The 26217-nt window shown below is 43.5% G+C and carries 27 protein-coding genes and 1 pseudogene; 17 read left to right on the forward strand and 11 right to left on the reverse strand.

Annotated elements, in window-relative coordinates:
* Positions 1-149 precede the first annotated feature (149 nt).
* The 13 genes from yiaK to AB4513_RS07470 all read left to right on the forward strand — a co-directional run bounded on the left by yiaK (position 150) and on the right by AB4513_RS07470 (position 11554).
* Complete coding sequence (gene yiaK, locus AB4513_RS07410) at positions 150-1151, forward strand: 3-dehydro-L-gulonate 2-dehydrogenase (protein ID WP_009845879.1); 1002 nt, start codon at positions 150-152, stop codon at positions 1149-1151.
* A gap of 24 nt (positions 1152-1175) precedes the next feature.
* Positions 1176-1664, forward strand: a complete 489-nt coding sequence (locus AB4513_RS07415; RefSeq protein WP_009845880.1) for a TRAP transporter small permease — start codon at positions 1176-1178, stop codon at positions 1662-1664.
* Positions 1664-2944: a TRAP transporter large permease subunit gene (locus AB4513_RS07420; protein WP_009845881.1), complete on the forward strand. Its 1281-nt coding sequence runs from the start codon at positions 1664-1666 to the stop codon at positions 2942-2944. Before AB4513_RS07415 ends, AB4513_RS07420 begins: the two co-directional genes overlap by 1 nt.
* A gap of 21 nt (positions 2945-2965) precedes the next feature.
* Complete coding sequence (locus tag AB4513_RS07425; protein ID WP_009845882.1) at positions 2966-3940, forward strand: DctP family TRAP transporter solute-binding subunit; 975 nt, start codon at positions 2966-2968, stop codon at positions 3938-3940.
* Positions 3941-4034: 94 nt separating this feature from the next.
* Positions 4035-4745, forward strand: a complete 711-nt coding sequence (locus tag AB4513_RS07430; RefSeq protein WP_009845883.1) for an L-ribulose-5-phosphate 4-epimerase — start codon at positions 4035-4037, stop codon at positions 4743-4745.
* Between the two features lie 10 nt (positions 4746-4755).
* Entirely contained in the window at positions 4756-5619 is an 864-nt protein-coding gene (locus tag AB4513_RS07435) for a Cof-type HAD-IIB family hydrolase (RefSeq protein WP_009845884.1), read from the forward strand.
* A gap of 48 nt (positions 5620-5667) precedes the next feature.
* On the forward strand, positions 5668-6156 hold the full coding sequence (locus AB4513_RS07440) for a YhcH/YjgK/YiaL family protein (protein WP_009845885.1): 489 nt from the start codon (positions 5668-5670) through the stop codon (positions 6154-6156).
* The gene (locus AB4513_RS07445) at positions 6156-7649 is read left to right on the forward strand and encodes an FGGY-family carbohydrate kinase (RefSeq protein ID WP_009845886.1); all 1494 of its coding nucleotides are present in this window, start codon (positions 6156-6158) and stop codon (positions 7647-7649) included. Before AB4513_RS07440 ends, AB4513_RS07445 begins: the two co-directional genes overlap by 1 nt.
* Positions 7642-8286, forward strand: a complete 645-nt coding sequence (locus AB4513_RS07450) for a 3-keto-L-gulonate-6-phosphate decarboxylase UlaD (RefSeq protein ID WP_102249457.1) — start codon at positions 7642-7644, stop codon at positions 8284-8286. Before AB4513_RS07445 ends, AB4513_RS07450 begins: the two co-directional genes overlap by 8 nt.
* Before the next feature lie 7 nt (positions 8287-8293).
* Complete coding sequence (locus AB4513_RS07455; RefSeq protein ID WP_009845888.1) at positions 8294-9052, forward strand: IclR family transcriptional regulator; 759 nt, start codon at positions 8294-8296, stop codon at positions 9050-9052.
* A gap of 9 nt (positions 9053-9061) precedes the next feature.
* Positions 9062-9931, forward strand: coding sequence for an L-ribulose-5-phosphate 3-epimerase (locus AB4513_RS07460; RefSeq protein ID WP_009845889.1), 870 nt, complete (start codon positions 9062-9064; stop codon positions 9929-9931).
* Between the two features lie 10 nt (positions 9932-9941).
* A complete protein-coding gene (locus tag AB4513_RS07465; RefSeq protein ID WP_009845890.1) occupies positions 9942-10265 on the forward strand; it encodes a hypothetical protein in 324 nt (107 codons plus the stop codon).
* 89 nt (positions 10266-10354) lie between these two features.
* A complete protein-coding gene (locus AB4513_RS07470; protein ID WP_009845891.1) occupies positions 10355-11554 on the forward strand; it encodes a sugar MFS transporter in 1200 nt (399 codons plus the stop codon).
* Between the two features lie 217 nt (positions 11555-11771).
* Here AB4513_RS07470 and AB4513_RS07475 read toward each other — a convergent pair whose 3' ends face one another.
* The 3 genes and pseudogenes from AB4513_RS07475 to AB4513_RS07485 form a co-directional block, all read right to left on the reverse strand.
* Positions 11772-11909: a hypothetical protein gene (locus tag AB4513_RS07475; protein ID WP_009845892.1), complete on the reverse strand. Its 138-nt coding sequence runs from the start codon at positions 11907-11909 to the stop codon at positions 11772-11774.
* 238 nt (positions 11910-12147) lie between these two features.
* Positions 12148-12351: pseudogene (locus tag AB4513_RS07480) on the reverse strand (ribulose phosphate epimerase); the annotation flags it as partial.
* Between the two features lie 4 nt (positions 12352-12355).
* A complete protein-coding gene (locus AB4513_RS07485; RefSeq protein WP_009845894.1) occupies positions 12356-12985 on the reverse strand; it encodes an HAD family phosphatase in 630 nt (209 codons plus the stop codon).
* 246 nt (positions 12986-13231) lie between these two features.
* Between AB4513_RS07485 and AB4513_RS07490 the strand changes: the two genes are divergently transcribed.
* The gene (locus tag AB4513_RS07490) at positions 13232-13441 is read left to right on the forward strand and encodes a hypothetical protein (protein WP_009845895.1); all 210 of its coding nucleotides are present in this window, start codon (positions 13232-13234) and stop codon (positions 13439-13441) included.
* 162 nt (positions 13442-13603) lie between these two features.
* Here AB4513_RS07490 and AB4513_RS07495 read toward each other — a convergent pair whose 3' ends face one another.
* The 6 genes from AB4513_RS07495 to AB4513_RS07520 all read right to left on the reverse strand — a co-directional run bounded on the left by AB4513_RS07495 (position 13604) and on the right by AB4513_RS07520 (position 19147).
* Complete coding sequence (locus AB4513_RS07495; protein ID WP_009845896.1) at positions 13604-14485, reverse strand: L-ribulose-5-phosphate 3-epimerase; 882 nt, start codon at positions 14483-14485, stop codon at positions 13604-13606.
* An 8-nt stretch (positions 14486-14493) separates the two neighbouring features.
* The gene (locus AB4513_RS07500) at positions 14494-15141 is read right to left on the reverse strand and encodes a 3-keto-L-gulonate-6-phosphate decarboxylase UlaD (RefSeq protein ID WP_009845897.1); all 648 of its coding nucleotides are present in this window, start codon (positions 15139-15141) and stop codon (positions 14494-14496) included.
* Positions 15142-15145: 4 nt separating this feature from the next.
* The gene (locus AB4513_RS07505) at positions 15146-15967 is read right to left on the reverse strand and encodes a pyridoxal phosphatase (protein WP_009845898.1); all 822 of its coding nucleotides are present in this window, start codon (positions 15965-15967) and stop codon (positions 15146-15148) included.
* Positions 15968-16065: 98 nt separating this feature from the next.
* Positions 16066-16758 (reverse strand): L-ribulose-5-phosphate 4-epimerase, encoded by a 693-nt coding sequence (locus tag AB4513_RS07510; RefSeq protein WP_032555158.1) that lies wholly within the window; start codon positions 16756-16758, stop codon positions 16066-16068.
* Positions 16759-16774: 16 nt separating this feature from the next.
* Positions 16775-17242: a PTS sugar transporter subunit IIA gene (locus AB4513_RS07515; RefSeq protein WP_009845900.1), complete on the reverse strand. Its 468-nt coding sequence runs from the start codon at positions 17240-17242 to the stop codon at positions 16775-16777.
* 66 nt (positions 17243-17308) lie between these two features.
* Positions 17309-19147 (reverse strand): PTS ascorbate-specific subunit IIBC, encoded by a 1839-nt coding sequence (locus AB4513_RS07520; protein WP_009845901.1) that lies wholly within the window; start codon positions 19145-19147, stop codon positions 17309-17311.
* A 339-nt stretch (positions 19148-19486) separates the two neighbouring features.
* On the opposite strand from AB4513_RS07520, the gene ulaR reads away from it, so the two are divergent.
* From ulaR to AB4513_RS07535, 3 genes are all read left to right on the forward strand, one after another.
* The gene (gene ulaR / locus AB4513_RS07525; RefSeq protein ID WP_009845902.1) at positions 19487-20242 is read left to right on the forward strand and encodes an HTH-type transcriptional regulator UlaR; all 756 of its coding nucleotides are present in this window, start codon (positions 19487-19489) and stop codon (positions 20240-20242) included.
* Between the two features lie 120 nt (positions 20243-20362).
* Positions 20363-21430, forward strand: a complete 1068-nt coding sequence (gene ulaG / locus AB4513_RS07530) for an L-ascorbate 6-phosphate lactonase (protein WP_009845903.1) — start codon at positions 20363-20365, stop codon at positions 21428-21430.
* Positions 21431-21498: 68 nt separating this feature from the next.
* Complete coding sequence (locus AB4513_RS07535; RefSeq protein WP_009845904.1) at positions 21499-21741, forward strand: hypothetical protein; 243 nt, start codon at positions 21499-21501, stop codon at positions 21739-21741.
* Between the two features lie 53 nt (positions 21742-21794).
* On the opposite strand, the gene AB4513_RS07540 is transcribed toward AB4513_RS07535, so the two are convergent.
* Together AB4513_RS07540 and AB4513_RS07545 are read right to left on the reverse strand one after the other, a co-directional pair.
* Positions 21795-24026, reverse strand: coding sequence for a hypothetical protein (locus AB4513_RS07540; RefSeq protein ID WP_009845905.1), 2232 nt, complete (start codon positions 24024-24026; stop codon positions 21795-21797).
* 402 nt (positions 24027-24428) lie between these two features.
* A complete protein-coding gene (locus AB4513_RS07545; RefSeq protein WP_009845906.1) occupies positions 24429-25997 on the reverse strand; it encodes a hypothetical protein in 1569 nt (522 codons plus the stop codon).
* Positions 25998-26217 lie beyond the last annotated feature (220 nt).

Consider the following 26217-nt stretch of genomic DNA (forward strand, 5'->3'; position numbering starts at 1 on the left):
AGTCTTTTTGTTTCACTTTTTAACCAGTTAACAGTTATTAGAGAAAAACTTAATAAGGAAATATTTCGTAACTTTGCTCACAGAATATTTTCGGAATAAAAACAATAATTGATTCCGTATTATGGAATTCAACTTATCGGAGAACACAGATGCCTTTAGTATCAACAGAAAAACTACAACAAGAATACGAACGAATCCTTTTAGCTCGCGACATGAAGCCAGAGATGGCAACCAAGCTTGCGGCTGGTTTTGTTGAGATGGCAAACGAAGGCACTTACTCACATGGCATCAACCGTTTTCCAGTATTCATTGACCAAGTAGATAAAGGTCAAATCAAACTCAATGCGGAACCAGAATGCGTTAACAGCATGGGTGCACTCGAGCAATGGGATTGTAACTACGGCCCAGGCGTTCTTAACGGTCTTATCTGTGCAGAACGTGCCATGGAATTGGCTCGTGACTACGGCATTGGCATGGTCGGTATGCGTAATTCTAACCACTGGATGCGTGGCGGTGCTTACGTATTGAAAATGGCTCGCGAAGGTTTTGCAGGAATTGCATCAACCAACTCAATCGCAGTGATGCCAGCATGGGGTGGTAAAGATCACCGTGTTGGTTCAAACCCTCTCATCATGGCGGTTGCGGGCGATCCACCGGTGGTTGTTGACTGTTCAATGAGCCAATTTTCTTACGGCCAACTACAAAACTTCGTGCTTGCTGACAAAGAACTCCCTGTTGTTGGTGGCTTTGACAACGAAGGTGAACTCACTAAAGACCCGCATGTACTGTGGGAAAACAAACGCCTACTTCCAATGGGTTTCTGGAAAGGTTCATCAATGGCAATCGTACTAGACATGATGCTAACGGCAATCACTGGCGGCCACTCAGTACCTGCACTGACTGAAGATATGGGTGGCGAGTTTGGTGTATCTCAGTTCCTTATCGCTATCGACTTAAGCAAGACAATGGATCAAAGCACTTATGCACAAGAGATGAAGCGCATCCGTGATTATGTACTTGAGTCAGAGCCTGCAGAAACGGGTTCAGTGATGATTGCTGGTTCTGAAATTGAAAACTTCATTAAGAAACATGAAGCAGCTGGCGGCATTGAAATTAACGATGGAATTTGGGAACAAATTACGTCTCTGTAATTAGCCAAAGGTAGGGAAAGCGTTATGCAAAGTGTATTAAAGAGTATTTGGAAAAGTATCGATGTCATCATGGCGGTCATTCTGACCTGTATGGTTACGCTCGTATTTACTAACGTAGTTTTACGTTATGGCTTTTCTTCTGGTCTTCGTCCCTCTGTAGAACTATCTCGCCTTGGTCTTGTATGGGTTGTCATGCTCGGTGCCGCCGTTGTGCTGCGCCGAGGTGAACACCTCGCTGTTGCAGAGTTTTCTGAACGACTCTTCCCAAAAGCAGTACCCGTACTAAGACGTATCTGCTGGGTAATAGTACTGATTTCTGTCGGCATGCTTTACGTCGGTTCATACCGTCAAATGATGTCTAACTGGTCAGATATTTCTCAGCTTACAGGGCTTCCTTCAGCATTATTTTACTTAGCCGGTGTGGTGTCAGGTTTGTTAATGGGCGTGATTGCCTTTATGCGAATCTTCAAGCCCGACTGGCAGCTAGATAGCTTAGATGAGGAGAAAGAATAATGACGTTAGCCATTTTCTTATCGGTATTGATTGTCTCAATCTTACTTGGTCTTCCTGTTGCGTTTGCACTGTTATTGTCTTCAATGGCGCTGATGCTTCACATGGACTTCTTTAGTGCAGACATTCTTGCGCAGTCTTTAATTAATGGTGTCGACAGCTTCACTCTGCTTGCCATTCCATTCTTCCTCATTGCGGGTGAAGTAATGGCATCGGGTGGTTTGTCGCAGCGTATTGTTCGCCTAGCAACCACTTACGTGGGACACCGTCAAGGTGGCTTAGGTTACGTTGCAATCATGACTTCGGTACTGCTTGCTGGCCTTTCTGGTTCAGCTGTAGCAGATGCTGCAGCCTTGGTCAGTATTCTTTACCCAATGATGAAAGCAGCGAAATACCCAGAAGCACCTTCAATGGGCTTACTTGCTTCAGGCGGTATCATCGCACCCGTTATTCCACCTTCAATCCCTCTGATCCTTGTAGGTGTTGCTGGCGGTATCTCGATCAAAAACCTATTCCTAGGCGGCATCGTTCCTGGCCTGTTAATGGGTATGACATTGATGTTTGTGTGGCGCTGGACGGTTCGTAAAGAAAACTTAGAAACGTCTGAACGTGCAACAAAGGCTGAAAAACGCGCTGCACTTAAAGATGGCGTATGGGCATTGATGTTACCAGTCATCATCATTGTCGGTATTCGCTTTGGTATTTTTACACCGACAGAAGCCGCTGTAGTCGCCGCCACTTACGCTATTTTCATCTCAACGTTTGTTTATAAAGAACTCACTATTAAGAAGTTCTACCACATCGTACTCAACGCTGGTCGCTCGACCGCAATGGTTATGTTCTTGGTGGGTTGTGCAATGGTCGCTGCGTGGTTAATTACTGTTGCTCAGCTTCCTCAACAACTCGCAGAAATGTTAGGTCCACTGGTGGATAGCCCACGCCTATTAATGGCAGTAATTATGTTGCTCGTACTTTGTGTCGGCATGGTTATGGACTTGAGCCCAACGATTCTAATCCTTGTACCCCTTTTAATGCCTGTCATCAAGATGGCTGGGATTGACCCAACGTACTTCGGCCTACTGTTCGTTATCAACTGTTCAATTGGCTTGATTACGCCTCCTGTAGGCACCGTACTAAACGTAGTGTGTGGTGTAGCGAGAGTACCAATGTCGACTGCAGTGAAAGGTGTATTGCCCTTCATCGCGGCTTACATGGCTCTGCTCACACTGTTTGTCATCTTCCCAAGCATTATCACTGTGCCAATGTCGTTTGTCATTGGTTAATCCTCGACGGAGAAAATAATAATGAAAACCCTACTAAAACTTACTCTACTCGCTTCGACTATCGCAATGAGCTCTAGCGCTTTTGCCGCTACGACTCTAAAACTGGCGCACGCTGCACCAGAGTCGGATTTGCAACAAGACCTATCTTTGTTCTTTAAGAAAGAAGTAGAAGCTCGTTCAAACGGCGAAATCAAAGTAAACATCTACCCACAAGGTCAATTGGGCAGTGATAAGCAAATGATCGATGGTTCACGTGCTGGCATCGTCGATTTAGCGATGGTTGGCTTGAACAACTACAACGGCCTAATGCCTGAATCAGCGGCCTTCACTCTGCCGTTCATGTTCCCAGATCGTCAAACAGCATACAAAGTACTGGACGGCGAGCCGGGTAAAGAAGTGTTAGCGAACTTTGAAAAATTCGGTCTTAAAGGTCTTGGTTTCCCTGAAAATGGTTACCGCAACATGACCAACAACGAAAAACCTATTCGTGTTCCTTCAGATGTTGAAGGCCTACAAATGCGTGTGAATGGCTCGAAAGCGCTAAACGACATGTTCAATGAGCTCGGTGCTAACCCGCAGCAGCTTCCAGTATCTGAACTTTATACTGCACTTGAAACAGGCGTTGTTGACTCTCAAGACCACCCAATTTCTGTAACGCTATCTTTCAAGTTTGACGAAGTACAAAAATACCTAAGCCTTACACAACACGCTTACTCACCACTAGTTTTAACAATGAACCTACGTAAGTTCGACAAGCTAACGGAAGACGAGCAAAAAATCATTGAAGAAGTCTCTGCTGAAGCGGTTGCAATGCAACGTAAGCTAAGCATTGAAAAAGAAGACAAGATGATTGCTCAACTAGAAGCGAACGGAATGCAAGTAAACCGTGATGTTGATGGTGCAGCTTTCCAACAAGCTATTCAGCCAGTATGGAGCGCATACATCGAGAAAAATGGCGATGTGATGATCAACAAGATCAAGCTAGCAGCGAAGTAACGCGATTGAGTGCGATTGCCTAGTCTTCTTTTAATTAGGGAATTTAGCTAGGCAATCCGCTCGTCATTCACTCAATACAACATGGGCAAACACAATGTCTCAAGAACAAAAAAAATACCAAGAATTAAAAGAACGCGTGTTCGCAGCAAACTTGCAACTTCCTAAATATGGCTTAGTGACTTTCACTTGGGGCAATGTATCTGAAATCGATCGTGAACGTGGCGTGATTGCAATCAAACCGTCAGGTGTTGAATACGATGTAATGACGGCAGATGACATCGTTGTTCTCGATTTAGAAGGCAACCACGTTGAAGGTAACCTAAACCCTTCAAGCGACACAGCAACGCACGTTGAGCTTTATAAAGCCTTCCCAACCATTGGCGGTATTGTTCACACACACTCTCGCAATGCAACAATCTGGGCGCAAGCCGGCCGAGACATTCCAGCGCTTGGAACCACACACGCCGATTACTTCTACGGTGATGTGCCTTGTACTCGCCTACTAACGAAATCTGAAATCGAATCTGATTACGAGAAAAATACTGGCTTAGTGATTATCGAAGAATTCAACCAACGCGATATCGATCCACAGGCAATGCCAGGTGTCATCATCGCAGGCCACGCACCATTTACATGGGGCAAGGATGGTTCAGACGCAGTGCACAATGCAGTCGTAATGGAAGAGATTGCAGCCATGGCAACAGCTACTCGTGCCATCAGTCCAGAAGCAGCAATTCAACCAGAGCTACTCGACAAGCATTACAACCGCAAACACGGTAAGAATTCATACTACGGACAGAAGTAAGGCCTCGCACATGCATAAGTCATCACCGCATAAGTCCTATAAACATAAATTGGATAAGCACAAGCTATTGGCGTTAGATCTCGATGGTACCGTTCTCAGTTCGCAGCACACGATTAGTCAAGAGTTAGTCGAAGCCATCAAGCAAGTCGCTCAACACACTCATGTGGTTATCGTTACGGGTCGCCATCATGTCGCTGCAAAACCTTATTACGATCAGCTTGGTTTATCGACTCCAATAATTTGTTGCAATGGCACTTACATCTTTGATTACCAGAACGATACGGTCATTCAAGAAAACGCAATCGACAAAGAAATTGCGGCTGAGTTTATCACCCTATCTCAAGCTCATGATCTGAAAATGGTGATGTATGTGCGTGATGCAATGCTCTACTCGAGAGCACGCCCTATTGAATACATGGAAGCGCTACTGACGTGGTCTCAAACCTTTCCAGAAAGCCAGCGACCAAACATTCAAAAGGTCGACGACTTCCAACATGAAGCACAAATTTCAGAGTATGTGTGGAAGTTTGTCGTTGAAGGTGAAGTAAACACATTCGCAGAGATTCCTTTTGTGAAAGAGAACTTCAACGGCGAACGATCTTGGATTGATCGTGTCGATTTCGCAGCAACAGGTAATAGCAAAGGTAATGCATTGACTCGCTACATTGAGCCGCTCGGTATCAGCCTAGAGCAGTGTGTCGCGATTGGTGATAACCACAATGACATTTCGATGCTTAAAGCAGCAGGACTTGGCATCGCAATGCAAAACGCAGATGACACCGTAAAAAGCTCAGCCAACCTAATCACGCCCAAAAACAATGATGATAAGACAGGGTTAGCGACGCTTTTACAAGACCTATTTAGTGCCCATTAATTTAAAGCATTGGCTTAATTAAGCTGTTTATATTTAAAGAGAATTTTTATGTTAGTCGGAAATACTCAACCTACGCAGATCAGCAAGTCGTACCCTGTCGTTATTCAAAACGTGCTTGAGTACTTGAACAGTCTCGACCAAGAAAAACTCGCATTAGGTCGCCATGAACTCCCTGGTTTTGATTCAAAACAAGCATGGTTTGTTGTATTGGAATATGACAAAGAGCCTCTAGGAAACTTCCAACCTGAAGTCCATAAATACCATTCTGACTTGCAGATCATTCTCGAAGGTTCTGAAGTGATGGCATGGGCTATAGACACTGGCGAACACAGCAACGCACAACCTTATAACCAAGAACGTGACCTTCAGTTTTACGAATACCCAGGGATTGAACTCAGCTTCATTCATGCAAAACGCAATCAATTTTATTTATTCACGCCAAATATCGTGCATATCACCAATATTGAAAATGATGACAGCCAACCGGTAAGAAAACTGGTGGTGAAGATTCACAACGATTTACTGGAAGCCAAATAATGAATTACTACATTGGAATTGATTCTGGCGGCACTTTTATGAAAGCCGCGTTGTTTAACGCAAAAGGTGAACAACAAGGTCTTACCCGCGTATCGGCGAGCGTCATCAACGAAAAACAAGGTTGGGTAGAACGCGACCTAAACGCACTATGGGGTAACGCTGTCGATGTCATTAAGCAGCTTTTAGAGACCACAAAAGTAGAACCGACCTCTATCAAAGGCTTGAGCATTTCAGCCCAAGGCAAAGGCGTTTACCTTCTTGATAAAGAGGGACAAAACCTCGGCCACGGTATTATGTCTTCTGACTCGCGTTCACTGCCTATCGTTAAAGAGTGGCTAGAACAGGGTAAAGCAAAAGAGATCTATCCAACCACACTGCAAACACTGTGGACAGGTCACCCTGTATCGATTATTCGCTGGATCAAAGAAAACGATGCCGAACGATACAACAACATTGGCGCAGTGATGATGTCTCACGACTACCTTCGATATCGCTTAACGGGCGAAGTCGCAGCAGAACTGACCAATATTTCAGAAAGTAATTTTTTCAACTCCATCACTGGTGAGTATGACAAAGCACTTTTGGAAACCTTTGGCATCGAAGAAATTTGGGATGCGCTACCACCCGTTGTAAAACCTCAACAGCAAGCAGGGAAAATCACTGCGGCCATTGCTAATGAAACCGGACTAGCAATAGGTACGCCGGTGTTCGGCGGTTTGTTTGATGTTGTGTCTACCGCGATCTGTTCTGGAATCAACTCTTCAGAAGATACCCTGAATTACGTGATGGGCACATGGGCGGTCACGTCTGGTATCTCAAAACAAGTGACTCAAGAATCATACAATTTTGTTTACGGCCATTACGCCGTCGATAACGAATACATCATTCACGAAGCGAGCCCGACTTCTGCTGGCAATTATGAATGGTTCGCCGACTACCTTGGTGAAAATGGCCAGATTAACCACCAGCAAAATCAAGCGTTAGTCGAAGCATTAGATCCGGCATCAAGCAGTATCTACTTTGTGCCATTCCTTTACGGTTCAAACCAAGGGCTTGGCCTAAAGTCAGGCTTCTATGGTCTGCAATCGCACCATACTAAAGGGCACCTAATTCAAGCCATTTGGGAAGGCATTTTATTCTGTCACAACATTCACCTAGAACGTATGCGTCAGCGTTTTCCAAAAGCCAACAGACTAAAAGTGACAGGCGGCCCTGCATCTAGCCCTGTATGGATGCAAATGCTGGCTGACCTTACCGGCATGACCGTTGAAATATCAGACGTGGATGAAACCGGCTCATTAGGTGCCGCAATGATGGCAATGGTCGGCGCAGGTGAGTTCGCTTCATTAGAAGAATGTACTCAAGCCATCACTAATTCTACGTCACGTGTCGAGCCGAACCCTGAACACTACGACATATACCAAAAGAAATATAAGCACTATCAAAGACTGGTGCAGTTGTTTAAACAATTTGAGGATGAAATAGATGCCTAAGCCCTTGTTACAAATGGCTCTTGATGCCACAGATATCGACACGGCATTAGCCTCAATAGAGCATGTTGCAGATAAGTTAGATGTGATTGAAATCGGGACGATTTTAGCCTTCGCCCACGGCGTAGATAGCGTAAGAATCCTACGAGAAAAATACCCAAATCACGTCATTGTCTGTGACATGAAAATCACCGATGCCAGCGCCATTTTAACGCGTCTAGCGATGGGTGCCGGCGCTAACTGGGTAACAGTAAGTGCAGCAGCACACATCGAAACTATTCGTTCAGCGAAGAAAGTAACGGATGAATTCGACGGCGAAGTGCAAATTGAGCTGTATGGACACTGGACAATGGAAGATGCGCAAGCTTGGGTCGACATGGGCATTAAACAAGCAATTTATCACCGTTCTCGTGATGCGGAACTTGCTGGTGTGAGCTGGACCGAAGAAGATTTGATAAAAATGCAGAAATTATCGGATATTGGAATTGAACTATCCATTACTGGTGGTATTGTTCCTGACGATCTGCATTTGTTTAAGAATCTGTCTGCGAAATCGTTTATTGCTGGCCGAGCGTTAGCTGGTAGCAATGGACGTGACATCGCAGAAAACTTCCATACTGAAATAGGTAAACACTGGTAGCACATATATGAGTGAGCAAATTAAATCGTTGTCTAAAGCACTGACCGTATTGGAATTCCTTGGGAATTATCCTAATGGCGTTTCGTTACAAAAAGTGTCTGAAGGGACTGGCTTCAACAAGTCATCAGTCCACCGTATTTTAGCAACATTTGAAGACTCTGGTTATGTTGCTCAAATGTGTTCAGGTAAAGAATATCGCTTAACAATGAAGTTGGTTCAGCTTGGACACGCTGCTATCAACTCTGATGTCACTGGCACCGTTAAGCCATACCTATCTGAGCTACTCGACGATGTGAATGAAACGGTTAACTTCCTCTCTTTTGATGCTGACAACATCATTTTTAAAGACAAGTTTGAACCCGTTAATTCTTCCTTTAGAACTCGAACCTACGTAGGGCTGCATTCTCCAATGTATTGCTCAGCGGCAGGAAAATGTTACTTAGCATTTAGCTCTGACAGCGTTCGAGAAACCTATTGGAAACGCAATGTCAGCACAATGAAGCCGTTAACTGAAAACACGATTCTCGACAAGTCTCAATTTTTTGGTGTTCTCGATAAAATTAAGAGCCGTGGTTATGCGCTCGATGATGAAGAGAACGAAGCAGGTATTTCTTGTGTTGCTGTCCCTATTTTTGACAAGAACAATTCTCCTGTATACGCGGTTAGCGTCTCTTCGCTTACGCCAAAAATGAAAGCTCTCGGCTACGAAGAAATTGCTAGCAGAATTCAAGACATAACAACGCGTATAGAACAACAACTCTTTTAAGGAAAAAGAATGTTTGATTCTAAAAACAAATTCAGATTAGGTATTTACGAAAAAGCGATGCCAACCACCCTTACATGGGTAGAGCGTTTGGTTCACGCCAAAGAAGCTGGCTTCGACTTTGTAGAAATTTCAGTCGATGAGACCGACGAGCGACGTGCTCGTTTAGATTGGTCAGACGAAGAGATTTATGAACTTCGCCGCCTATGTGAAAAGCATCAAATGCCATTCCAATCGATGTGTTTGAGCGCGCACCGTAAGTTCCCATTTGGCTCAATGGATGACGGTATCCGCACTGAATCGCTGATCATCATGGAAAAAGCGATTTCATTGGCTTACAAGCTTGGCATTCGCTGTATTCAAATGGCGGGCTACGATGTGTATTACGAACCGCAATCGGCTGAAACTCACGCTCGCTTCATTGAAGGCATGCAACAAGCCACCAAAATGGCAGAACGTGCAGGCATCATGTTAGGTGTAGAGATCATGGATACTCCGTACCTCAATTCATTAAGTAAGTTTGAAGTGCTTAAGCGCGAGATCCCATCACCTTACTTCATGGCTTACCCAGATGTCGGTAATATTTCTGGTTGGAACTACGACGTGTGTACCGAACTAAAGCTAAGCCGTGATCACCTAGTACAAGTCCACCTTAAAGACACGCTACGAGTTTCAGAGACCTGTAAAGGTCAGTTCAGAGATCTGGTGATTGGTGAAGGCCAAGTCGACTTCCCAGCTATTTTCAAAACACTCGCTGAAATTGATTACAGCGCGCCATTAGTGATTGAAATGTGGGCTCAAAATGACAACTGGTTCGAAGATATCAAACAAGCAAAAGCAACGTTGAAATCTATCGCTAACCAATCTGGCTTTGAACTGTAAGGAAACGACCATGACAATTTTTCGCACCGCTTTTTTTGAAGCCGATTTAACTGAAGAACAAAAGCAAGACTTCTACCAATACATGGAAAACGAAGTCGCGCCTATTATTCGCACATTCCCGAACAACCAAGGGTTAACGCTGAATAAGCCTGAAGCGATTGAAGCTGAAAGCCATAAAAACCTACTGCTGATGATGCAGCACAGTTACGAGAACGAGTCAGCAATGGCTGCTGCTTTAGATTCTGAGCAACGAATCAAAAGTATGCATGCGACCAAAGTGATTATTGAGAAATACAACATTCATGTTCATCACATCAATTTCGTTCGTGATTAACAGCTTAATAGGCAATACACCGTAAAGTCTCAATCGAAAAGCAGAAGATCATCTTCTGCTTTTTTTATCGCTATCAATAAGGAATCACTATGAGAGTATTCCCGTTAAAAGATGCCCCACTGGTCTTACTGTCTCTGATATTTTTTATCTGGGGTTTAATTACCGTTTCAAGTAACTCGCTAATTCCACATTACAAAGAAGCTTTCTCTCTCGACTATAAAATGGCGATGCTATTTCCCATGGCCTTCTTTATCACCCGAATTACGGTGTCGCTTCCAACGTCATTTGTCATGGCAAAAATTGGCTATAGAACTACGCTGAAGTTCTGCTTGATATGGTGCCTTCTGGGCTGTCTAGCCATGGCATATTTAGTGCGAGGAGAAGAGCTTGTTCCAACACTCATTGGGATCTTATTGATGGCCTCAGGTGTGTCAGCAATTCAAGTAGTGAGTTCACCTTACGTATCACTTCTCTCGACACCCGATAAGAGTGTTATACGTCAAAGTGTGGCAACAGCATCTAACTCCGTTGGCACTGTGCTTGGTCCGCTAGTGCTTACCGCTGTCATTCTCGTGGCTACAAGTTTTAACGTCGACAACACCGCCCATCAAGTTTCGTATCTGTTCTTATTCATCGCCCTGTTCTTTTTCGGCTTACTGGTATTTTTTAGCAAAATGACGCTTCCAGATATCAAACCAAAACAGATGACTGGCTTTTGGCGAGGGTTAAGGCTTCTAATTAAAAATCAGCAGTTTATGAAATTAGCGTTGGTACTGTTGCTGTACATCGGTGTAGAGGTCAGTTTTGGTACTTTTACTATTGTGTATCTTGCCGACCAGCAATATGGCGACCTTGGTTTGGTCTTCGCAACACAGATCATCGCTCTTTATTGGGTATTAATGTTTGTTGGAAGAGTGTTATTCGCCAAGTTTGGAAACACTGTAAACAAGCACTATCTCTTCTCACTGTCTTGCGTTATTGCAGCTTTGATTAGTGCCGTTGCGGTCTATCAAAATTATGTTTGGATTGGCTATTTGATGCTTGTCGTAGGGTTATGTAATTCAGCACTCTACCCTATCATTTACGCACAAGCGCTACATGCATCAGGTAAGCAAAACTCACAAGGGGCAGCAATTCTCATTATGTGTTCAATTGGAGGGGTTGTTTTACCATTCGTACAGGCGAGTTTGATTGATGAGCTTTCGCTGAGTACGAGTTATATTGCGCCCGCATTAGCGTATGTATTAATGATGGTTTTGTACTGGTCTAGTTTAAAGCATCGTGTTTAAACTGTTGGTTTAGATAGGTAACTTGGTTTAGTCAATCACTTGATTCAGTAACTAAGTCGATGACTAGAAAGTCGGCCTGATTGGCCTAAAAGTCAGGGTGGAGAAAGGGAAGGTGGAATGGGGAAGGTAAATAAATTTAGTGCTTCTGACGTTAGTTTGAATCAGTGAGTGGCTAATCACCACCACTGATCACACTTAACGCGGGTTATTTAAGAAATTAAACCCAAGCAGAAGCAACAAGTAGGATAATTGCACCCATGATAACGGTAGACTTAGCAAAAAATAGAACTTCATTCATTACTGAAGGTTTTGCTAGTGATGCGTTGTTTTCATTTGTGATTACTGTAGCGTTCATACTGTGTTCTCATCGTTGTGTGATCTAAGGTAAATTTTGCGCCGTTATGTGACCAAAGTCAATAATAACTGTAGTTTTATTACACAATGAAAAATCTATAACTGAAGAGAACTCCAACAACGCAACCTCCCCTGACTCCACGTAGTTTTCCATTAAATCAACATCTATTAGATACAAAAAAGCCCGAAGCCTGATCTACAGAATACTTCGAGCCTTTATACAGCAGTCGATACTCGACTTAATTCAATTGAGCTAACTCCGCTCGCATTGAATCGATAGCTTGTTGATAATCTTCACTATCAAAAATAGCAGAGCCCGCAACGAACATATCGGCACCCGCTTCAGCAATCTCTTTTATGTTGTTAACTTTCACACCACCGTCGACTTCTAAACGAATATTTCGGCCTGATTCATTAATGCGCGATCTGATTGAACGCAGCTTAGTTTCAGAGCTCAGGTCCGCTACCCACTTCCAAACCATTCGCTGGAACAAATTTAGTTATCTGCCCGTTTTCAACCATGTAGCAATCCATGCCTGCCGATGTCGCTGCGTGCTGGCCTATAATCGTATCTTCAAACACCACACAATCGCTCGGTTCAAGCTCTAACTGGCTAGCGACTTTCAGAAAAGTATCCGGGTTAGGTTTGTGATTTTCTACGTCATCTGAAGTCACAATCGTACGTATCATTGATGGGATATCGGTCGTCTTTAAAATCGCCCTTGCATGCTTGGCTTGAGCACCAGTGCCGATGCCTATCTTTTTCAACTGATACTGTTGCTGTAAGAGTGCATAGGTTTCTGGAATAACATCCCCTTTGTGCTCAATGGCTTCAAAGTTGGCAATTTTGTCCGAAGTAATTTGTTGAGCATCAAGAGTTAGATCGTAACGCTTAAGGATCTCTTGAGTCACTTTTCGCGATGGCATCCCACCAAGTTGATCGAGCCACTCTTTGTCGTAGGGAATACCAAACTTCTGACAAGTTTGTTCCCATGCATGAGCGTGTGCAACCATAGAATTGACCAGAGTCCCATCGAGATCAAAAATAATTCCTTTATATTTATCTAACTTTGGCATAGTCAATCTCTCATATTGTTTTGAGACTCATACTACTAATCACCATACATAAAACCTATTCATGATCGTCTTAATATGATCTTATTCAACAATCCGACAATTAAACGAATTGATGCAATAAAAGCCGTTGTTTTACTATTGAAATCATATTTTGAACACATCTCACCCATTTTTACTTAAACCAAGTAGAGTTGCATAAATTGAAGATGATATAGTCCACGAAAATCAAATACCTTGGACACGACCATGCATTCTAGCGACATCATCAAATTGGCAAATTTAGGCGTTAATATCGAAATTTCAAAAGACTCTTCATTACATCCTTCTGATGCGTTGGAAGTGGTAAAGATTGTTGCTGAAATCGGTAGCCAAATCGTCATCAAGAAGAAATACCACACGGACTACCTGATTCAGATGGCTGAAGTGGGCCGTGATCATGTGACGATCGCTGTTTAAGAACCGCCACTATTTCGAAATTGACATAACCTCAGCTTCAGCAGTTTAGAGCGACATGTTGATATAAAAATGCAGCATATTGGGGGCAATATGCTGCATTTTCTCTTTTCGTTATGAGCATCGAGAACGCAAAGAGAAACTGGTTAATTATTCTAGGTAGAGTTAGTGGTCAAACAATCTCGGAACACCCGTTTGAACACAAACTTCATTCAAACGTTTTTGTGCCGTCAGTATATTCTCTTTCCAGCGTTCATCTTGAGCCCACATCTCGATCACGAGTGGTACAACGCACTCAGTCTCTTTCAACGTTTCAAAAATAGCATTGAAGTCAACTTCGCCATCACCAATCACTAAGTCTCGAAACTGCCCTTTGTACTCGTCAGTCACTTTATAAGTGTCTTTGAGGTGGATCTGAGTGATATGAGGCTTACTCAGTTTTAGCTCCGTCACTATGTCGTAATTCCAACCAGAGATATTGCCCACATCAGGATACGCCGTGAAATACGGTGAATTAACTTCGCGACTCAGCACTTCGAACTTACTCAAAGAGTTCAAGTAATCGGTGTCCATTATTTCCACAGCAAGCATTACGCCCGCTCTTTCCGCCAACTGCGCCGAAAGCTTCATGCCTTCAATGAACCTATGGTTAGTCACTTTATCAGCAGGTTCGTAGTAAACGTCATAGCCAGCCAGTTGGATGGTACGAATACCCAACTTATAAGCCAACGAGATCGCTTTCTCCATATGGATAACCGCTTGTTCACGAACCGCCGGATCTGCTGAACCGAATGGGAACTTACGATGCGCGCTTAAACACATGGATTGCAGCGGTACGCCGTGCTTTTCACAAAGACGACGCAAGGCATACACTTCTTCGTCATTCCAATCTAGTCGACTGCGACGCTCGTCTGATTCGTCTACCGATATCTCAAGAAAATCAAAGCCGAGTTCTTTGGTTTGCTTAAGTTTATCTTCCCAGCTGAGTTCGTTAGGTAGGGCCTTTTCATAAAGCCCTACACGGTGGCGTAACAAGTTTTGATACATAACGCCTCCTAGTTCCAGTAGCGATCGATCTGAGCTTTTAGTGCTTCTGCTGTTTCTTTACCTTTGTCACCCGCAAGTGCGCGACCCGCGATAAAGGTTTTCGCCTTAATGCCTTCAAATAGGTATAGGTCTTCAGGCACGATGCCACCTGTGATAGAAAGCTCGATACCCATTTCAGACAATGCACGCATCTTCACGAGATCTTCTTCAGTCCAGCCCACACCAGCTAATTCAGCGTCACGAGAACGGTGATAGATAGCTTGAGAGATACCTAGGTCGACCCAAGATTGAGCATCGTCCATTGTCCAGTTACCATAAATTTCGATTTGGATTTCACCGTTAAATTCATCAGCGACTTTCTTACATGCACCAATGGTTGCGATGTGTGCAGCAGCAGAAACGGTAATCCAATCAGCGCCCGCTTCGAATGCCATACGAGCCAAAATAGCACCGCCATCGGTGGTTTTCATATCGCATACAAGGATATGGTCTGGGTGGTTTTTACGAAGCGTAGAAACCGCCGTCATGCCTTCTGCGAAAGCCAAAATAGTGCCCACTTCAATCACATCAACGAAGCTTTCAACGTTGTTTGCCACTTCAATTGCTGCAGGAAGATTTGTTTGGTCTAGGGCGATCTGAATCATTGGTTTAGTCATGTTGTTATCCTTTAATTTGTTCACGTATTAGACGGGCTAAGCCATCATGGTTGTTATCTGTTGAGCACACGCATTGAACGTGTGACTTGACGATGTCATCAGCATTGAGCATCGCTACGCCTAACCCGGCGTACTTGAGCATGGAAATGTCATTGTGGTTATCACCGACGGCAATGACGTCATCGGCTTGATAACCGAGTTCTGCGATGTATTCAGCAAGGCGTAGGCCCTTACTGTTACCTTTCGCAGCAAAGTCGATTCGGTTTGACCAAGAGCGCTCACCGTTGAAGTTCTCTTCTATCCATGGGTGTTGCATTAAACGGTCTACTGAGTCTTGGCTACCTTCCACCACAAACTTCCAAACGTGTTCGGCTTGCTGAGCCGTTTCAATGAATGATTCCACTTGGTAAATTTGAGGGCGATGTTGCTCTGGTGCCGTTTCTGCCCAACTTTCCAATGCCAACATGTAGGCAAATGGGTTGTAGTGTGAGTACGTCATGGCATGCGTGATGTACATGACCATTTTGAGCTGAAACTCTTCTGCCATATCGATGAAGGTCAGTGCTTTGTCTTTATCTATCGCGTTTTGAGTCAGTACCGTTTCAGTTTGATAGTCGTAAACATAAGTGCCGTTACAGCAGATGATTGGCGTATCTAACCCCAATTCGTAGTAATAAGGTCGTGCTGCTGTGTGGTGTCGACCAGTCACAATCACGACATGACAACTTTGTTTGGCTTCTTGGATCGCCTTTTTCAGTTCTGGATGAATCGTGTGATCATCCTTTAACACGGTTCCATCGAGATCTAACGCCAGCACTTTATACATAGAGTCCTCTCACTTATTCCCTGAAGTCGGGCCTAATCAATATTGAAACTACTTAGAGTCGAAGCTCGTTAAACGGCTTACTTAAACGAACAACCGATTTACTGTTGGCCGTAATAAGCATTTTCACCGTGCTTACGTAAGTAGTGTTTGTCGGATAGTTCTGGCTGAATTTTGATACCGCTATTCAAGGTGCGGGTTGCCAAGGCCATTGCAGAAACTTCTTCTAATACCACCGCGTTGTGAACCGCATCGTTGGCATCTTTGCCCCAAGAGAAAGGTGCATGTCCTGCAACAATCACGCTGGGAACGGCCATTGGATCGATTCGACGCTGCTTGAACTCTTCAATGATCACCAAGCCGGTATTTTTCTCGTACTCTTTAGCAATTTCAGAGTGAGACAATCGACGAGTACATGGGATGTCACCGTAGAAATAGTCAGCATGAGTAGTACCCAAGGCCGGAATATCGATACCAGCTTGTGCCCAAATTGTGGCACTGCGTGAATGCGTGTGAACAATGCCACTCACTTCCGGGAAAGCTTTATAAAGCTCTAAATGAGTTGCGGTATCACTTGAAGGATTAAGTTTCCCTTCAACAATGTTGCCTTCTAGATCGACGACCACCATATCTTCAGCTGTCATATCGCAGTATTCGACACCTGATGGCTTAATCGCTATCACGCCATTAGTACGGTCAAACTCAGAGACATTGCCCCAAGTGAATGTCACCAAACGATACTTCGGAAGCTGCAAATTGGCTTCTAAGACGCGTTGTTTCAGTTGGCTATATATAGACATAGTTGTCTCCTTACGCTGCTTCCGCTTGCAGTAACGCAGCATCAATTAAACGCGCCACTTCTTCTGGGCTTTTGCATGCGCGAAGTTTTGAGAAATCTTCATCGAACTCAATCAAGTTCGCCACTTGCATGGTACCGTCGATGTGTTCTTCTGAATCTTTACCCGCTAGCGTGATCAGTACATCAACTGGCTCATCAACACCTTCAAACGTAATGGGCGTTTCAAGCACGGTTAACGCAAACCCGGTACGAATCACACCATCTTCAGGCCGGCAATGAGGCAGAGCGAACGCATCGTGAATACAGATATAAGGGCCTTCTTCACCAATCGCTTTGGTAATCGCGTCGTAGTAACGCTCTTCAGCAACACCGGCTTTAACCAATGCGTCAGTACCTAGCTTGATCGCCGCTTTCCAGTCAGTTGCTTTTGCGTTCAGTAGGATAGAGTTATTCTTGATAAGAGATTCTTTTAAGTTCATGTTATTGCTCACTTATATAATTGTTTTTATTGGCTCAGCAGTGCGATACCACTGAGCCGTTTATCATTATTTGTGGAAGTTGTTCTCGATGATGGAAACAAGCTCGTCGCCGAAAGTTTTCACCATAATCATGTTCTTAACCGCTAACTGTTGCTTACCTTCCGGCAGACCCGTAATCTTCGCTGCAAGCGCAACCGAAGTAACGATGATGTCGAATGAACCAAGGTGCGATTTGTAATCAGTGATAGCGCTGTTAAAGGTCGAACTAGGAATGCCTTTCTTGTCCAAGTACTCTTTGATTTTCTTAGAGCACATCATTGAAGAACCTTGCCCTGAACCACAGCACACTAAGACACGAACCGGTTTCTGGTCAGCTGCTGGTGAGACTCGATTTTCGGATGTTGTAGAAGCTGCCGTTGCAGAAGCTGAAGGAGCTTGAGCAGTTGCTGTTGATTGTTGTGGTACTGCGACTTCAACCTCAATGCCCTCAGGTGTTACTGCGGTCATTGTTTCAGCGGCAGCTTCTGCGTCTTCTTCAGCTCGTAGTTGTTTAGAAGCGAAGTACATGTAGACACCAGCTAAAGCCAAAATCCCGAAGAAGAACATGTTAGAGCTCGAAATACCTTGCATGATAGGTGGGAAGACGAGAGCCCAGTCAGCCATACCCATCCAGCCATTAAACTCTGCTCCCGATTGAGCAAAGATATGAATTGCCCAAGCAGAACCAACCACCTCGATGATGCCCATCACGAAACAGATCTTCATTACCGCTTTCCAACCACCGAAGTGGTTCGCAAACACACCAATCGTCGCGTTCGAGAAGAACATTGGGATAAAGCCAGGAATGATCATGATAGGAGAATCAAAGGCTAACATTGCAAGAACGGCTGTGAATTGACCAACAGCGCCCCACATGAAACCGAACACCATTGCATTTGGAGAGTATGCGTAGATAGCCGCACAATCGATTGCTAACACAGCGTTAGGAATAAGGCGTTGAGAAATACCATTAAATGCCTCAGACAATTCCGCTACGAACATACGGACGCCGGTGACGATAACTTGAATAGCCACTGCGAATTTCAACCCAGTTTCGAAAATATAGATAAACCAGTGTGTTTTTCCTGCCATGTCTTGAAGGTTATCAAGACCAAATGAAAGAAGAATAATGCCGAAGAAAGCAGTCATGACTAGCGTTGTCGCTGCGATACTGTCGTGGAAAATGTGTAACCATTTAGGCAGTTTGATGTGGTCAACGCTGTCATTTTTGTCGCCAAGCTTAGGAGCAACCTTTGTCGCTACCCATGACGCAAACTGTTGTTGGTGACCAATAGAGAAACCCGCCCCGCCAGTAACCTCTTGGGTAGGCTTGAACATGATGTTAGACGAGATACCCCAGTACAACGCCATCAATATTGCTGAATAGATGATGGTTTCCCACATACCTGCACCAAGCACGAAGTAGAAAACAGCAATGAGGCCAGCTTGTTGGAACATGATATGTCCCGTAAGCATGATGGTTCTGATGCCCGTGATGCGGCGGAAGGCAACAAGAAGAATATTGAGACCAAGTGCCAGTAATACGGCATATCCAACCCAAGAATAATTGTCTCCCATGGTCTCCATGGTAGACATCATGGTTGTGTACGGATCTATCACTGACCCCGTCAATCCATGAATCTCACTCATTTTCAGAATCACTGGTTTGAAACCCGCTACCAATGTTCCTGCACCTACCTGCACTATCATGAAACCAACGATGGTTTTGATAGAGCCGGAGATAATAGTTGTTGCGTCACGCTTGAGTAGAATGTAACCCAGACAAGTAACAAGACCGAGTAGCAAAGGTGCTTTGGTCATTACCTGACTGTAAAAAATATAGAAAATATCGTATAAGAATTCCATATCTTTACCCCTGATTAATTTTAATTTTAATGGTATGTAGGATGTGATGATGTCTATTTTTGCTCACGAATTAGACTTTACCAATCAAAAGTAATCATTCAATGCTCACTTGTGATTACTTTGATTTATATCAATTAACCACACCCAGAATGTGCCTAATTGAGCTTCGGATCACACCAAAAAACAACAAATCAAATAAAATCAATAACTTATAAATCATTGTGATTAAGATCTAGTTTTTATAGCAATGTAGTTTGACAATCATGATGGTGATTATTAGAATCAAAACAAATCAAAAGTAATCATCAAATTGTCACAACGACATAAAGAGTGATAAATATGAATGAAGTACAAAGACATAACGGCATCGTGTCGCTATTAGAAGATATGCAGACAATAAACGTCTCACATATTATTGATAAATTTAGTGTTTCACCTGCTACTGCAAGACGTGACATCGCTAAATTAGATGAAGTTGGCCGACTTAGAAAAGTTCGAAATGGCGCTGAGCGAGTAGAGAATCAGAAGAGAAAGTGGTCACCACTCAATATCAACAGCACTGAGTTCTATGAAGAGAAAGCAGAGATTGCGCAAGCAGCAGCAGGACTTTGCGAGGCTGGAGATACAGTTGTGATCAACTGTGGTTCTACTGCGTTCCTACTTGGACAACAGTTATGTGGGGAAGATGTACAGATCGTAACGAACTACTTCCCACTCGCAAGCTACTTGATCAACGAAGATCATGACGATGTCATCATCATTGGCGGTCAATACAACAAAGCGCAGAACATCTTTTTAAATCCCGCGCCCAATTCACTGGGAGGCTATGCTGGAAACTGGATGTTTACCTCTGGTAAAGGCTTAACCGATGCTGGCCTCTACAAAGCCGACATGTTAACTGCTGTAGCAGAGCAGCAAATGCTTGAACAGGTCGATAAACTCGTTGTTGTTGTCGACAGTTCAAAGGTTGGACAACGTACCGGAATGCTCTTTTGCAGCACCAAGCAAATAGACATCGTCATCACTGGTAAAGATGCCAACCCCGAAGTCGTCAAGCGGATTGAAGCTCAAGGGACGCAAGTCATCCTAGTTTAAATCGAAGGGCTAACTAGCCCACCAATAATAATAAATTTAGCTCAGTGCCTTAATCAAAATTAAGGCGCTCGGCTCCCTACATCCAAAATTAATCAAATTATTGAAATAAAAGGTATTATCATGAGCAACGTAAACGAAATCACTCGCGAGTCTTGGATCCTAAATACATTCCCTGAGTGGGGCACATGGTTAAATGAAGAGATCGAGCAAACCGTCGTGCAACCGAATACATTTTCTATGTGGTGGCTTGGCTGTACAGGTATTTGGCTAAAATCAGAAGGTGGTGCAAACCTATCAATGGACTTCTGGTGTGGTACTGGTAAAAAAACACAAGCTGTTCAAAAAATGAAAAACCAGCACCAAATGATGCGTATGGGCGGTGTTGAAGCACTTCAGCCAAACCTACGTACTGCAATCTTCCCATTGGACCCTTTCGCTATTAAAGAGATCGATGCGGTTATGGCATCTCATGATCACGGCGACCACATTGACATCAACGTTGCTGCAGCCGTTCTACAAAACTGTGGCGAGCACGTTAAATTCATTGGTCCTAAAGCGTGTGTTGATTTATGGATGAAATGGGGTGTGCCAGAAGATCGTTGTGTTATCGCGAAAGTTGGCGACGAGATTAAGATCAAAGACGTCAATATTAAGGTTCTTGATGCATTCGACCGTACTGCTCTAGTGACACTTCCTGAAGGCACTTCTTCTTTAGACACTGATATCTTAGGTGGCATGGACGATCGTGCAGTGAACTACCTAGTAGAAACGACAGGCGGTTCAGTTTACCACTCTGGTGATTCTCACTACTCAAACTACTACGCTAAGCACGGTAATGACCACAAGATCGACGTTGCACTGCTTTCTTACGGTGAAAACCCACGTGGCGTAACTGACAAAATGACGTCTTCAGACATTTTACGTGCCGCTGAATCTTTGGATTGTGAAGTCGTTGTTCCTTTCCACCACGATATCTGGGCTAACTTCCAAAATGACCCACGTGAAATTGAAATGCTGTGGAACATGAAGAAAGAACGTCTGCAATACGGCTTCGCACCTTTCTTCTGGCAAGTCGGTGGCCGATACACTTACCCTACAGATAAAAGTCGCATGCACTACCAACACTTCCGTGGTTTTGCAGATATCTTTAAAAATGACCCAGAACTGCCATACCGCGCATTCTTGTAATCATTAGTACCAACATTAACTAGGGAGCGATTCGCTCCCTTTTTTAATCATCGAATAAGGATATTGATATGGTATTACGCGAATTTAAGGAGCATTTCAAACGTGGCGATTTAGAATCAGCAATTGCCGTAAACTCTCCAAACAATGATGGCTATTACTTGATGGTTCTAAGCAGCAAGTGGGGAATAAATAGTTTCTTAGAGTCCGACCGAAAGCTGAAACCAAGGGTATTCAAGACCCAACAAGCTCTACTAAATGCGGCAAAATCAATTGGCTTCAGTCATCAATCAGTCGATATGCAAAATTTCTAGAGCCTTCTGCCTCCTGCTCTATCAAATGCTCCCCTTCGTCTATCTAAATAATTCTAATAAAGCAAGAACAGCCCTTCATAACCGCCAATATGAATTTCAGTCACATACTCTCCGATGTTGCCGTTTTCATCGACAGGCTTCATCGGCACGTCCAATACAATCATCAGCTTCTCTGCCTCATAAAAGCTCGAATTCTTACCGTGGAAATCCGTGCGGTACAACACACGACCATTGCTGAACTCTCTCGCTAACACCATATCTTCAGGGCCACCCGCGGCCACCTGATTTTTAGATTGATACATAAAGTACGTGAACGTAGGTAGAACGTGAGTCATACCATTAGGCAGATCAGCATGCACCACTTCACTCATCGATGAATCACCAACGATGGTGTAGTCTGCGGGTTGAGGTGTCGTTGTCGACAACATCAAAGGAATTGGCTCAAATCCCTGTAGGGCCTGATGACTCGCCTCTCCCAAATCAACGGCTAATAACGAACTTGGTTGATAAGCGATATTTTTAGGGACACCACTTTGCCAGAAAGTGTCTGCAGTCGTGTTATCACTCCCATAGACGTAACTATTGTTCCACTGATTAAAATAGCTGTGTTGAGCATGTCGATTGAGGTGGTAAATCGCTAGGGTCGAGTATTGGTCTTTCTTCCAATTCTCTTCACTATTTCCTAGATATTGGACTCGCCCGTAACGCGTTGTCGCCTGAAAAATAACTCTTTGTCCATTGTAGGCGAGCGCAGAATTATCCCAGAACTTAGAGATCCCCGAGTAACCACTAAATCCAGTAGACGGAAAAATGTAATGCTCTCTCAGATACAAAGACCCGGCTTCGCTAAGATGAGACTGCCCATTTCGACCCAGCAAGTTCGCCATACCAATGTTCAACCCAATAGACGCATCACTTTCTAAAACAGATAGATTTTGGAGAAACGCTGAAAATTGTTGCTTGTAGAGATCATCCGCTTGATTTGAACCCGCAACAGATCCTAACTCTTGAACATGTCCGCCAGAATGGACATAGAACTGGTTCGAGCCAATGAGTTTATTTGTGTCGTCGTTGTATGCACCATTCAAACCTTGGCTTGCCCAGCTTTGCTTGTAGTAGCGATGAATGGCCAATAAATAATCCGCGTTTGCGACGTTCGTTAACGACCAAGATGAATTCGTGCTCCACATTCGACCAAATGGCACCACTCTTGATTCCCAACGAAAACGCGCTGTCGCATTCTTATTGGTTCGATTTCGATACTCGCTTGGCGACAAGTAGTTATCGCCATTCAGGTCTGCAGACACGTCAAAGCCACGAATTTTTCGCCATTGGCTGATAGCATTGCCATCCGGAGTTGTGGTCGGAGCGTCGGTTAACTTAACGGTTGGAAAGCTATTTTTGAGTTTTACTTCTTTTAACCGCGGCCTGTCGTCTGCGTTCTCACTTTGCCAACGAACTCTCACAACGTATAAACGGCCACCCTCTCTCAAAAAGGTTGAACCAAAATACTGGCCGCCACCATAACTCACCCCACTGCCATCATGAGTTGTGGCTCTTACCCAGTTACCCGGAAGGTTCCAAATCACCGATTGGTTTCTGGTCATATTGAGCGTTTTGTCTTTCTTTACATCGAGCCTTTCCCACTGTGAAACCCTTCCGTGAGAGTCAATAGCTGTTGGGTATTCAATCCAGAATTCGCCGCTGACAGCAAACTGTGAGAACTTAAAGGTCAGACGTTCGAACTGTTCAGCATGATAGACATACAAAGCCCCGCCCTGTTCGAAATTCTCAAACACATCAGCATCCCAAGGAGGCTCTTGATACAGCCAAAAGCCCGCATGATCTTCACTGGCTGTATAGCCCAAGGTCATAGGCTTTCCACTTAAGAGAGTATTTTCACCGTGGGTGTTATCAACTTCTGCAAGCACTGTATCTTCAGAAAAATGGAGAAAGAAGTCTTCAAAATCAACGCCATGTAATTCTGCGTTATTACGAAGGTCATTCTCCAACCAACCAGAATTGAGCTCCATTTTTTGGTTATACATATACCCAATTGTCGTAGCTCGCTTATTGTCGGTTTTATCTGCATAAGAGCCAAATACGAGGTCACTGTTCGCAATTTCCCAATCAATGACAGCATTCGCAGACATTGGGGAGCCCGAAAGATCAGCGCCGGATTCATGTTGCCCTGGCAGTACAATCGCTGTACCAACAGCAAAAGAATAGCCGGTAATTAAATATGAAAGAATGAGTGTGAGCAGCCCAGAAATGTAAGTTTTCATGATTCAAACTTCCTAATCGATACTATTGCCAATCAAAATACCTCATTCAAAATCAACATATTACGCGTCAAATTAGGGAGCAATGTAAGAAAAAAGTATCGTCTAGAAAAGTTCATAGTTCAAGCGTTAAGCCCCCCGGTTCGACGAGCATTTAAGTGTGCCATCGAATGCCCGAATGAAGACAATCTGAAACTACCGCCAGCTTAAAAGGGAAATGACAGCTTCACCTCTAAGGTCATTTGAGTTCGGGATGAAATGATTATGTTGGTCGTTATAAAAACCAAATGAGAGGGGGATTAGGCTTGCTGTGTCAGTATCAATCGATGAAAACCACCTACGGATGTAAGTGGTTTTTGCCGGAATAAATAGAAGGGATATATTTAGGTGCTTGAGTCGCTTTAACTAGATTTTGTCTACCTTAACAACCTCATCGTTAAATTTAATGTATTCCACATTGGAAATCTTGTCCGTTCCAATCGATTTACCAGAAATTTTTGTCACACCACCAGCCAGCTTTTCAATCGAATAATCGTTTTTGTTACCATTAATCTTCAATACATCGGTACCATCAGATCCATCGAAAGTGTTGTTAGCAGAATTCCCCTCAAAATAATTATCCTGAGGATTTCCAAGTATATCTAAAGCCTCAGAACCTACGATTTTCAAATTTTTAATATATTGAGATTTAAAGGTGTACTTTTCTTTATCATCAGAAGAAATTTGGATCTTAAATGTATTATTTAAAGACGGATTCGCTTTCAAATACGTATCGACCTTTGCACTATCAATCCTTGCCGTATATTGATGATATTCAGGCAAGAATTCTTTGACGATAGCAAAACCAGTACTATCACTAGGCAAAGTTTCTCGGGTAACGTAACGGTAGTTATCCATTCCTCCAAACTCTGAATTAAACCCACCATACATTCCGTAATACGTGTCTGCTAGTGCGGCAAAATACTCGTGAGAAAAGGTTTGCCCCATCTTATACTGCTCAGGCATTCCTAGGTCTTTACCTATATCGTCACCGCCCCAATCGCCATCCCATTGTTCTTCACGTTTTTCATCAAGAGTTGCGCCTGCTGCTTGTGGACTCCAAATGGAACTTTTAGCCACATAATCTTTGCTAGTGTCTTTATCCTCGTAAACATATAAGCCTGTTGTGCTGTCATACCGATAATCTTTGAAAATACTCAAGCTATGGGCAGTAATTCTTTTTTGCAATCCGCCTTTGCTACCATCACCGGTCAAAGGGGCAATTCCTTGAGCTTGAGTTATATGAAGAATTTCTTCTATTGAAGCATCTCTTTTACCTACATTGGTAACGGAATTATAACCAGTGAAATACTCTGTCTCACCAACGTATGTCGTTTCGTTATAACCAAGCGCTTGGCTATGAACAAACCAACCATATTTTTTGAATAGATCATTATCTGAAGCTATCAGCTGCAGGTAGTTATCAGCTGTAGCTGAGGCAAGTTTAGGCTCACGCGCTTTCAACAACCTCAGTAGCTCTTGCTGAAGATTACCAATATCACCTTCTGACGATGCCATAAGAAGCGTACCCTGACGCTGACTTATCGATTTAAAGACATCAAGCTTACTCAGTTCTGTATTCGCTCCATTTTCGGACAGAAGAGAAGTCCACACACCAATGGCTTGACGCAGATCCTCATCACTACCTTTTGTCGCAAGAATGGTAATACTAATACTTGAATCTGAGCGTAACGGTATTTTAATAAAGTAATCAAAACCTGCATCTTTCGCTATCTGGTAGTTACTTGGGAATACCGTATTAAAAGCACTGTCGACATTGTAATTGGTGATCAAACTCGATTCGCTTGGCAAGGTATATCCGGGAGGAGGGGTAGGCTTAGGAGTGGTGGCGGCGGTACTCTTACTATCGCTACCACATGCTGAAAGCAAAGGTAAAATTGCGAGTGTTGTTAGGGTAATTTTATTTTTGTTCATTTAAACACCATTGAAATTTAAGCGCACCTAGACTCATATATCAGTAACTAGCTGTATTTATTACCTATTAATCATAAAAATACGTCAACTTCAATTAGCGATACTTATATACGTGACACCCATTCACCTCAATTATATTTACTCAAAAATAGAGTTAACTCATGCGCTTAAAAAGACAAGTATTGTTAATATTAGGTTGACCGAAATTTAATAATTCCCG

Source organism: Vibrio sp. 10N.222.54.E6 (genome assembly GCF_041473955.1).
GTDB lineage: Bacteria > Pseudomonadota > Gammaproteobacteria > Enterobacterales > Vibrionaceae > Vibrio > Vibrio tasmaniensis_A.

Excerpts from the sequence above, each read along its gene's own strand:
- AB4513_RS07500 (WP_009845897.1), bottom strand. The coding sequence starts at position 15,141 with ATGACTAAACCAATGATTCAGATCGCCCTAGACCAAACAAATCTTCCT.
- AB4513_RS07415 (WP_009845880.1), top strand. The coding sequence starts at position 1,176 with ATGCAAAGTGTATTAAAGAGTATTTGGAAAAGTATCGATGTCATCATG.
- ulaR (WP_009845902.1), top strand. The coding sequence starts at position 19,487 with ATGAATGAAGTACAAAGACATAACGGCATCGTGTCGCTATTAGAAGAT.
- AB4513_RS07430 (WP_009845883.1), top strand. The coding sequence starts at position 4,035 with ATGTCTCAAGAACAAAAAAAATACCAAGAATTAAAAGAACGCGTGTTC.
- AB4513_RS07515 (WP_009845900.1), bottom strand. The coding sequence starts at position 17,242 with ATGAACTTAAAAGAATCTCTTATCAAGAATAACTCTATCCTACTGAAC.
- yiaK (WP_009845879.1), top strand. The coding sequence starts at position 150 with ATGCCTTTAGTATCAACAGAAAAACTACAACAAGAATACGAACGAATC.
- AB4513_RS07465 (WP_009845890.1), top strand. The coding sequence starts at position 9,942 with ATGACAATTTTTCGCACCGCTTTTTTTGAAGCCGATTTAACTGAAGAA.
- AB4513_RS07440 (WP_009845885.1), top strand. The coding sequence starts at position 5,668 with ATGTTAGTCGGAAATACTCAACCTACGCAGATCAGCAAGTCGTACCCT.
- AB4513_RS07495 (WP_009845896.1), bottom strand. The coding sequence starts at position 14,485 with ATGTATCAAAACTTGTTACGCCACCGTGTAGGGCTTTATGAAAAGGCC.
- AB4513_RS07445 (WP_009845886.1), top strand. The coding sequence starts at position 6,156 with ATGAATTACTACATTGGAATTGATTCTGGCGGCACTTTTATGAAAGCC.
- AB4513_RS07455 (WP_009845888.1), top strand. The coding sequence starts at position 8,294 with ATGAGTGAGCAAATTAAATCGTTGTCTAAAGCACTGACCGTATTGGAA.
- AB4513_RS07540 (WP_009845905.1), bottom strand. The coding sequence starts at position 24,026 with ATGAAAACTTACATTTCTGGGCTGCTCACACTCATTCTTTCATATTTA.
- AB4513_RS07435 (WP_009845884.1), top strand. The coding sequence starts at position 4,756 with ATGCATAAGTCATCACCGCATAAGTCCTATAAACATAAATTGGATAAG.
- AB4513_RS07425 (WP_009845882.1), top strand. The coding sequence starts at position 2,966 with ATGAAAACCCTACTAAAACTTACTCTACTCGCTTCGACTATCGCAATG.
- AB4513_RS07460 (WP_009845889.1), top strand. The coding sequence starts at position 9,062 with ATGTTTGATTCTAAAAACAAATTCAGATTAGGTATTTACGAAAAAGCG.
- AB4513_RS07490 (WP_009845895.1), top strand. The coding sequence starts at position 13,232 with ATGCATTCTAGCGACATCATCAAATTGGCAAATTTAGGCGTTAATATC.
- AB4513_RS07475 (WP_009845892.1), bottom strand. The coding sequence starts at position 11,909 with ATGAACGCTACAGTAATCACAAATGAAAACAACGCATCACTAGCAAAA.
- AB4513_RS07420 (WP_009845881.1), top strand. The coding sequence starts at position 1,664 with ATGACGTTAGCCATTTTCTTATCGGTATTGATTGTCTCAATCTTACTT.
- AB4513_RS07505 (WP_009845898.1), bottom strand. The coding sequence starts at position 15,967 with ATGTATAAAGTGCTGGCGTTAGATCTCGATGGAACCGTGTTAAAGGAT.
- AB4513_RS07545 (WP_009845906.1), bottom strand. The coding sequence starts at position 25,997 with ATGAACAAAAATAAAATTACCCTAACAACACTCGCAATTTTACCTTTG.
- AB4513_RS07450 (WP_102249457.1), top strand. The coding sequence starts at position 7,642 with ATGCCTAAGCCCTTGTTACAAATGGCTCTTGATGCCACAGATATCGAC.
- AB4513_RS07535 (WP_009845904.1), top strand. The coding sequence starts at position 21,499 with ATGGTATTACGCGAATTTAAGGAGCATTTCAAACGTGGCGATTTAGAA.
- AB4513_RS07485 (WP_009845894.1), bottom strand. The coding sequence starts at position 12,985 with ATGCCAAAGTTAGATAAATATAAAGGAATTATTTTTGATCTCGATGGG.
- ulaG (WP_009845903.1), top strand. The coding sequence starts at position 20,363 with ATGAGCAACGTAAACGAAATCACTCGCGAGTCTTGGATCCTAAATACA.
- AB4513_RS07520 (WP_009845901.1), bottom strand. The coding sequence starts at position 19,147 with ATGGAATTCTTATACGATATTTTCTATATTTTTTACAGTCAGGTAATG.
- AB4513_RS07470 (WP_009845891.1), top strand. The coding sequence starts at position 10,355 with ATGAGAGTATTCCCGTTAAAAGATGCCCCACTGGTCTTACTGTCTCTG.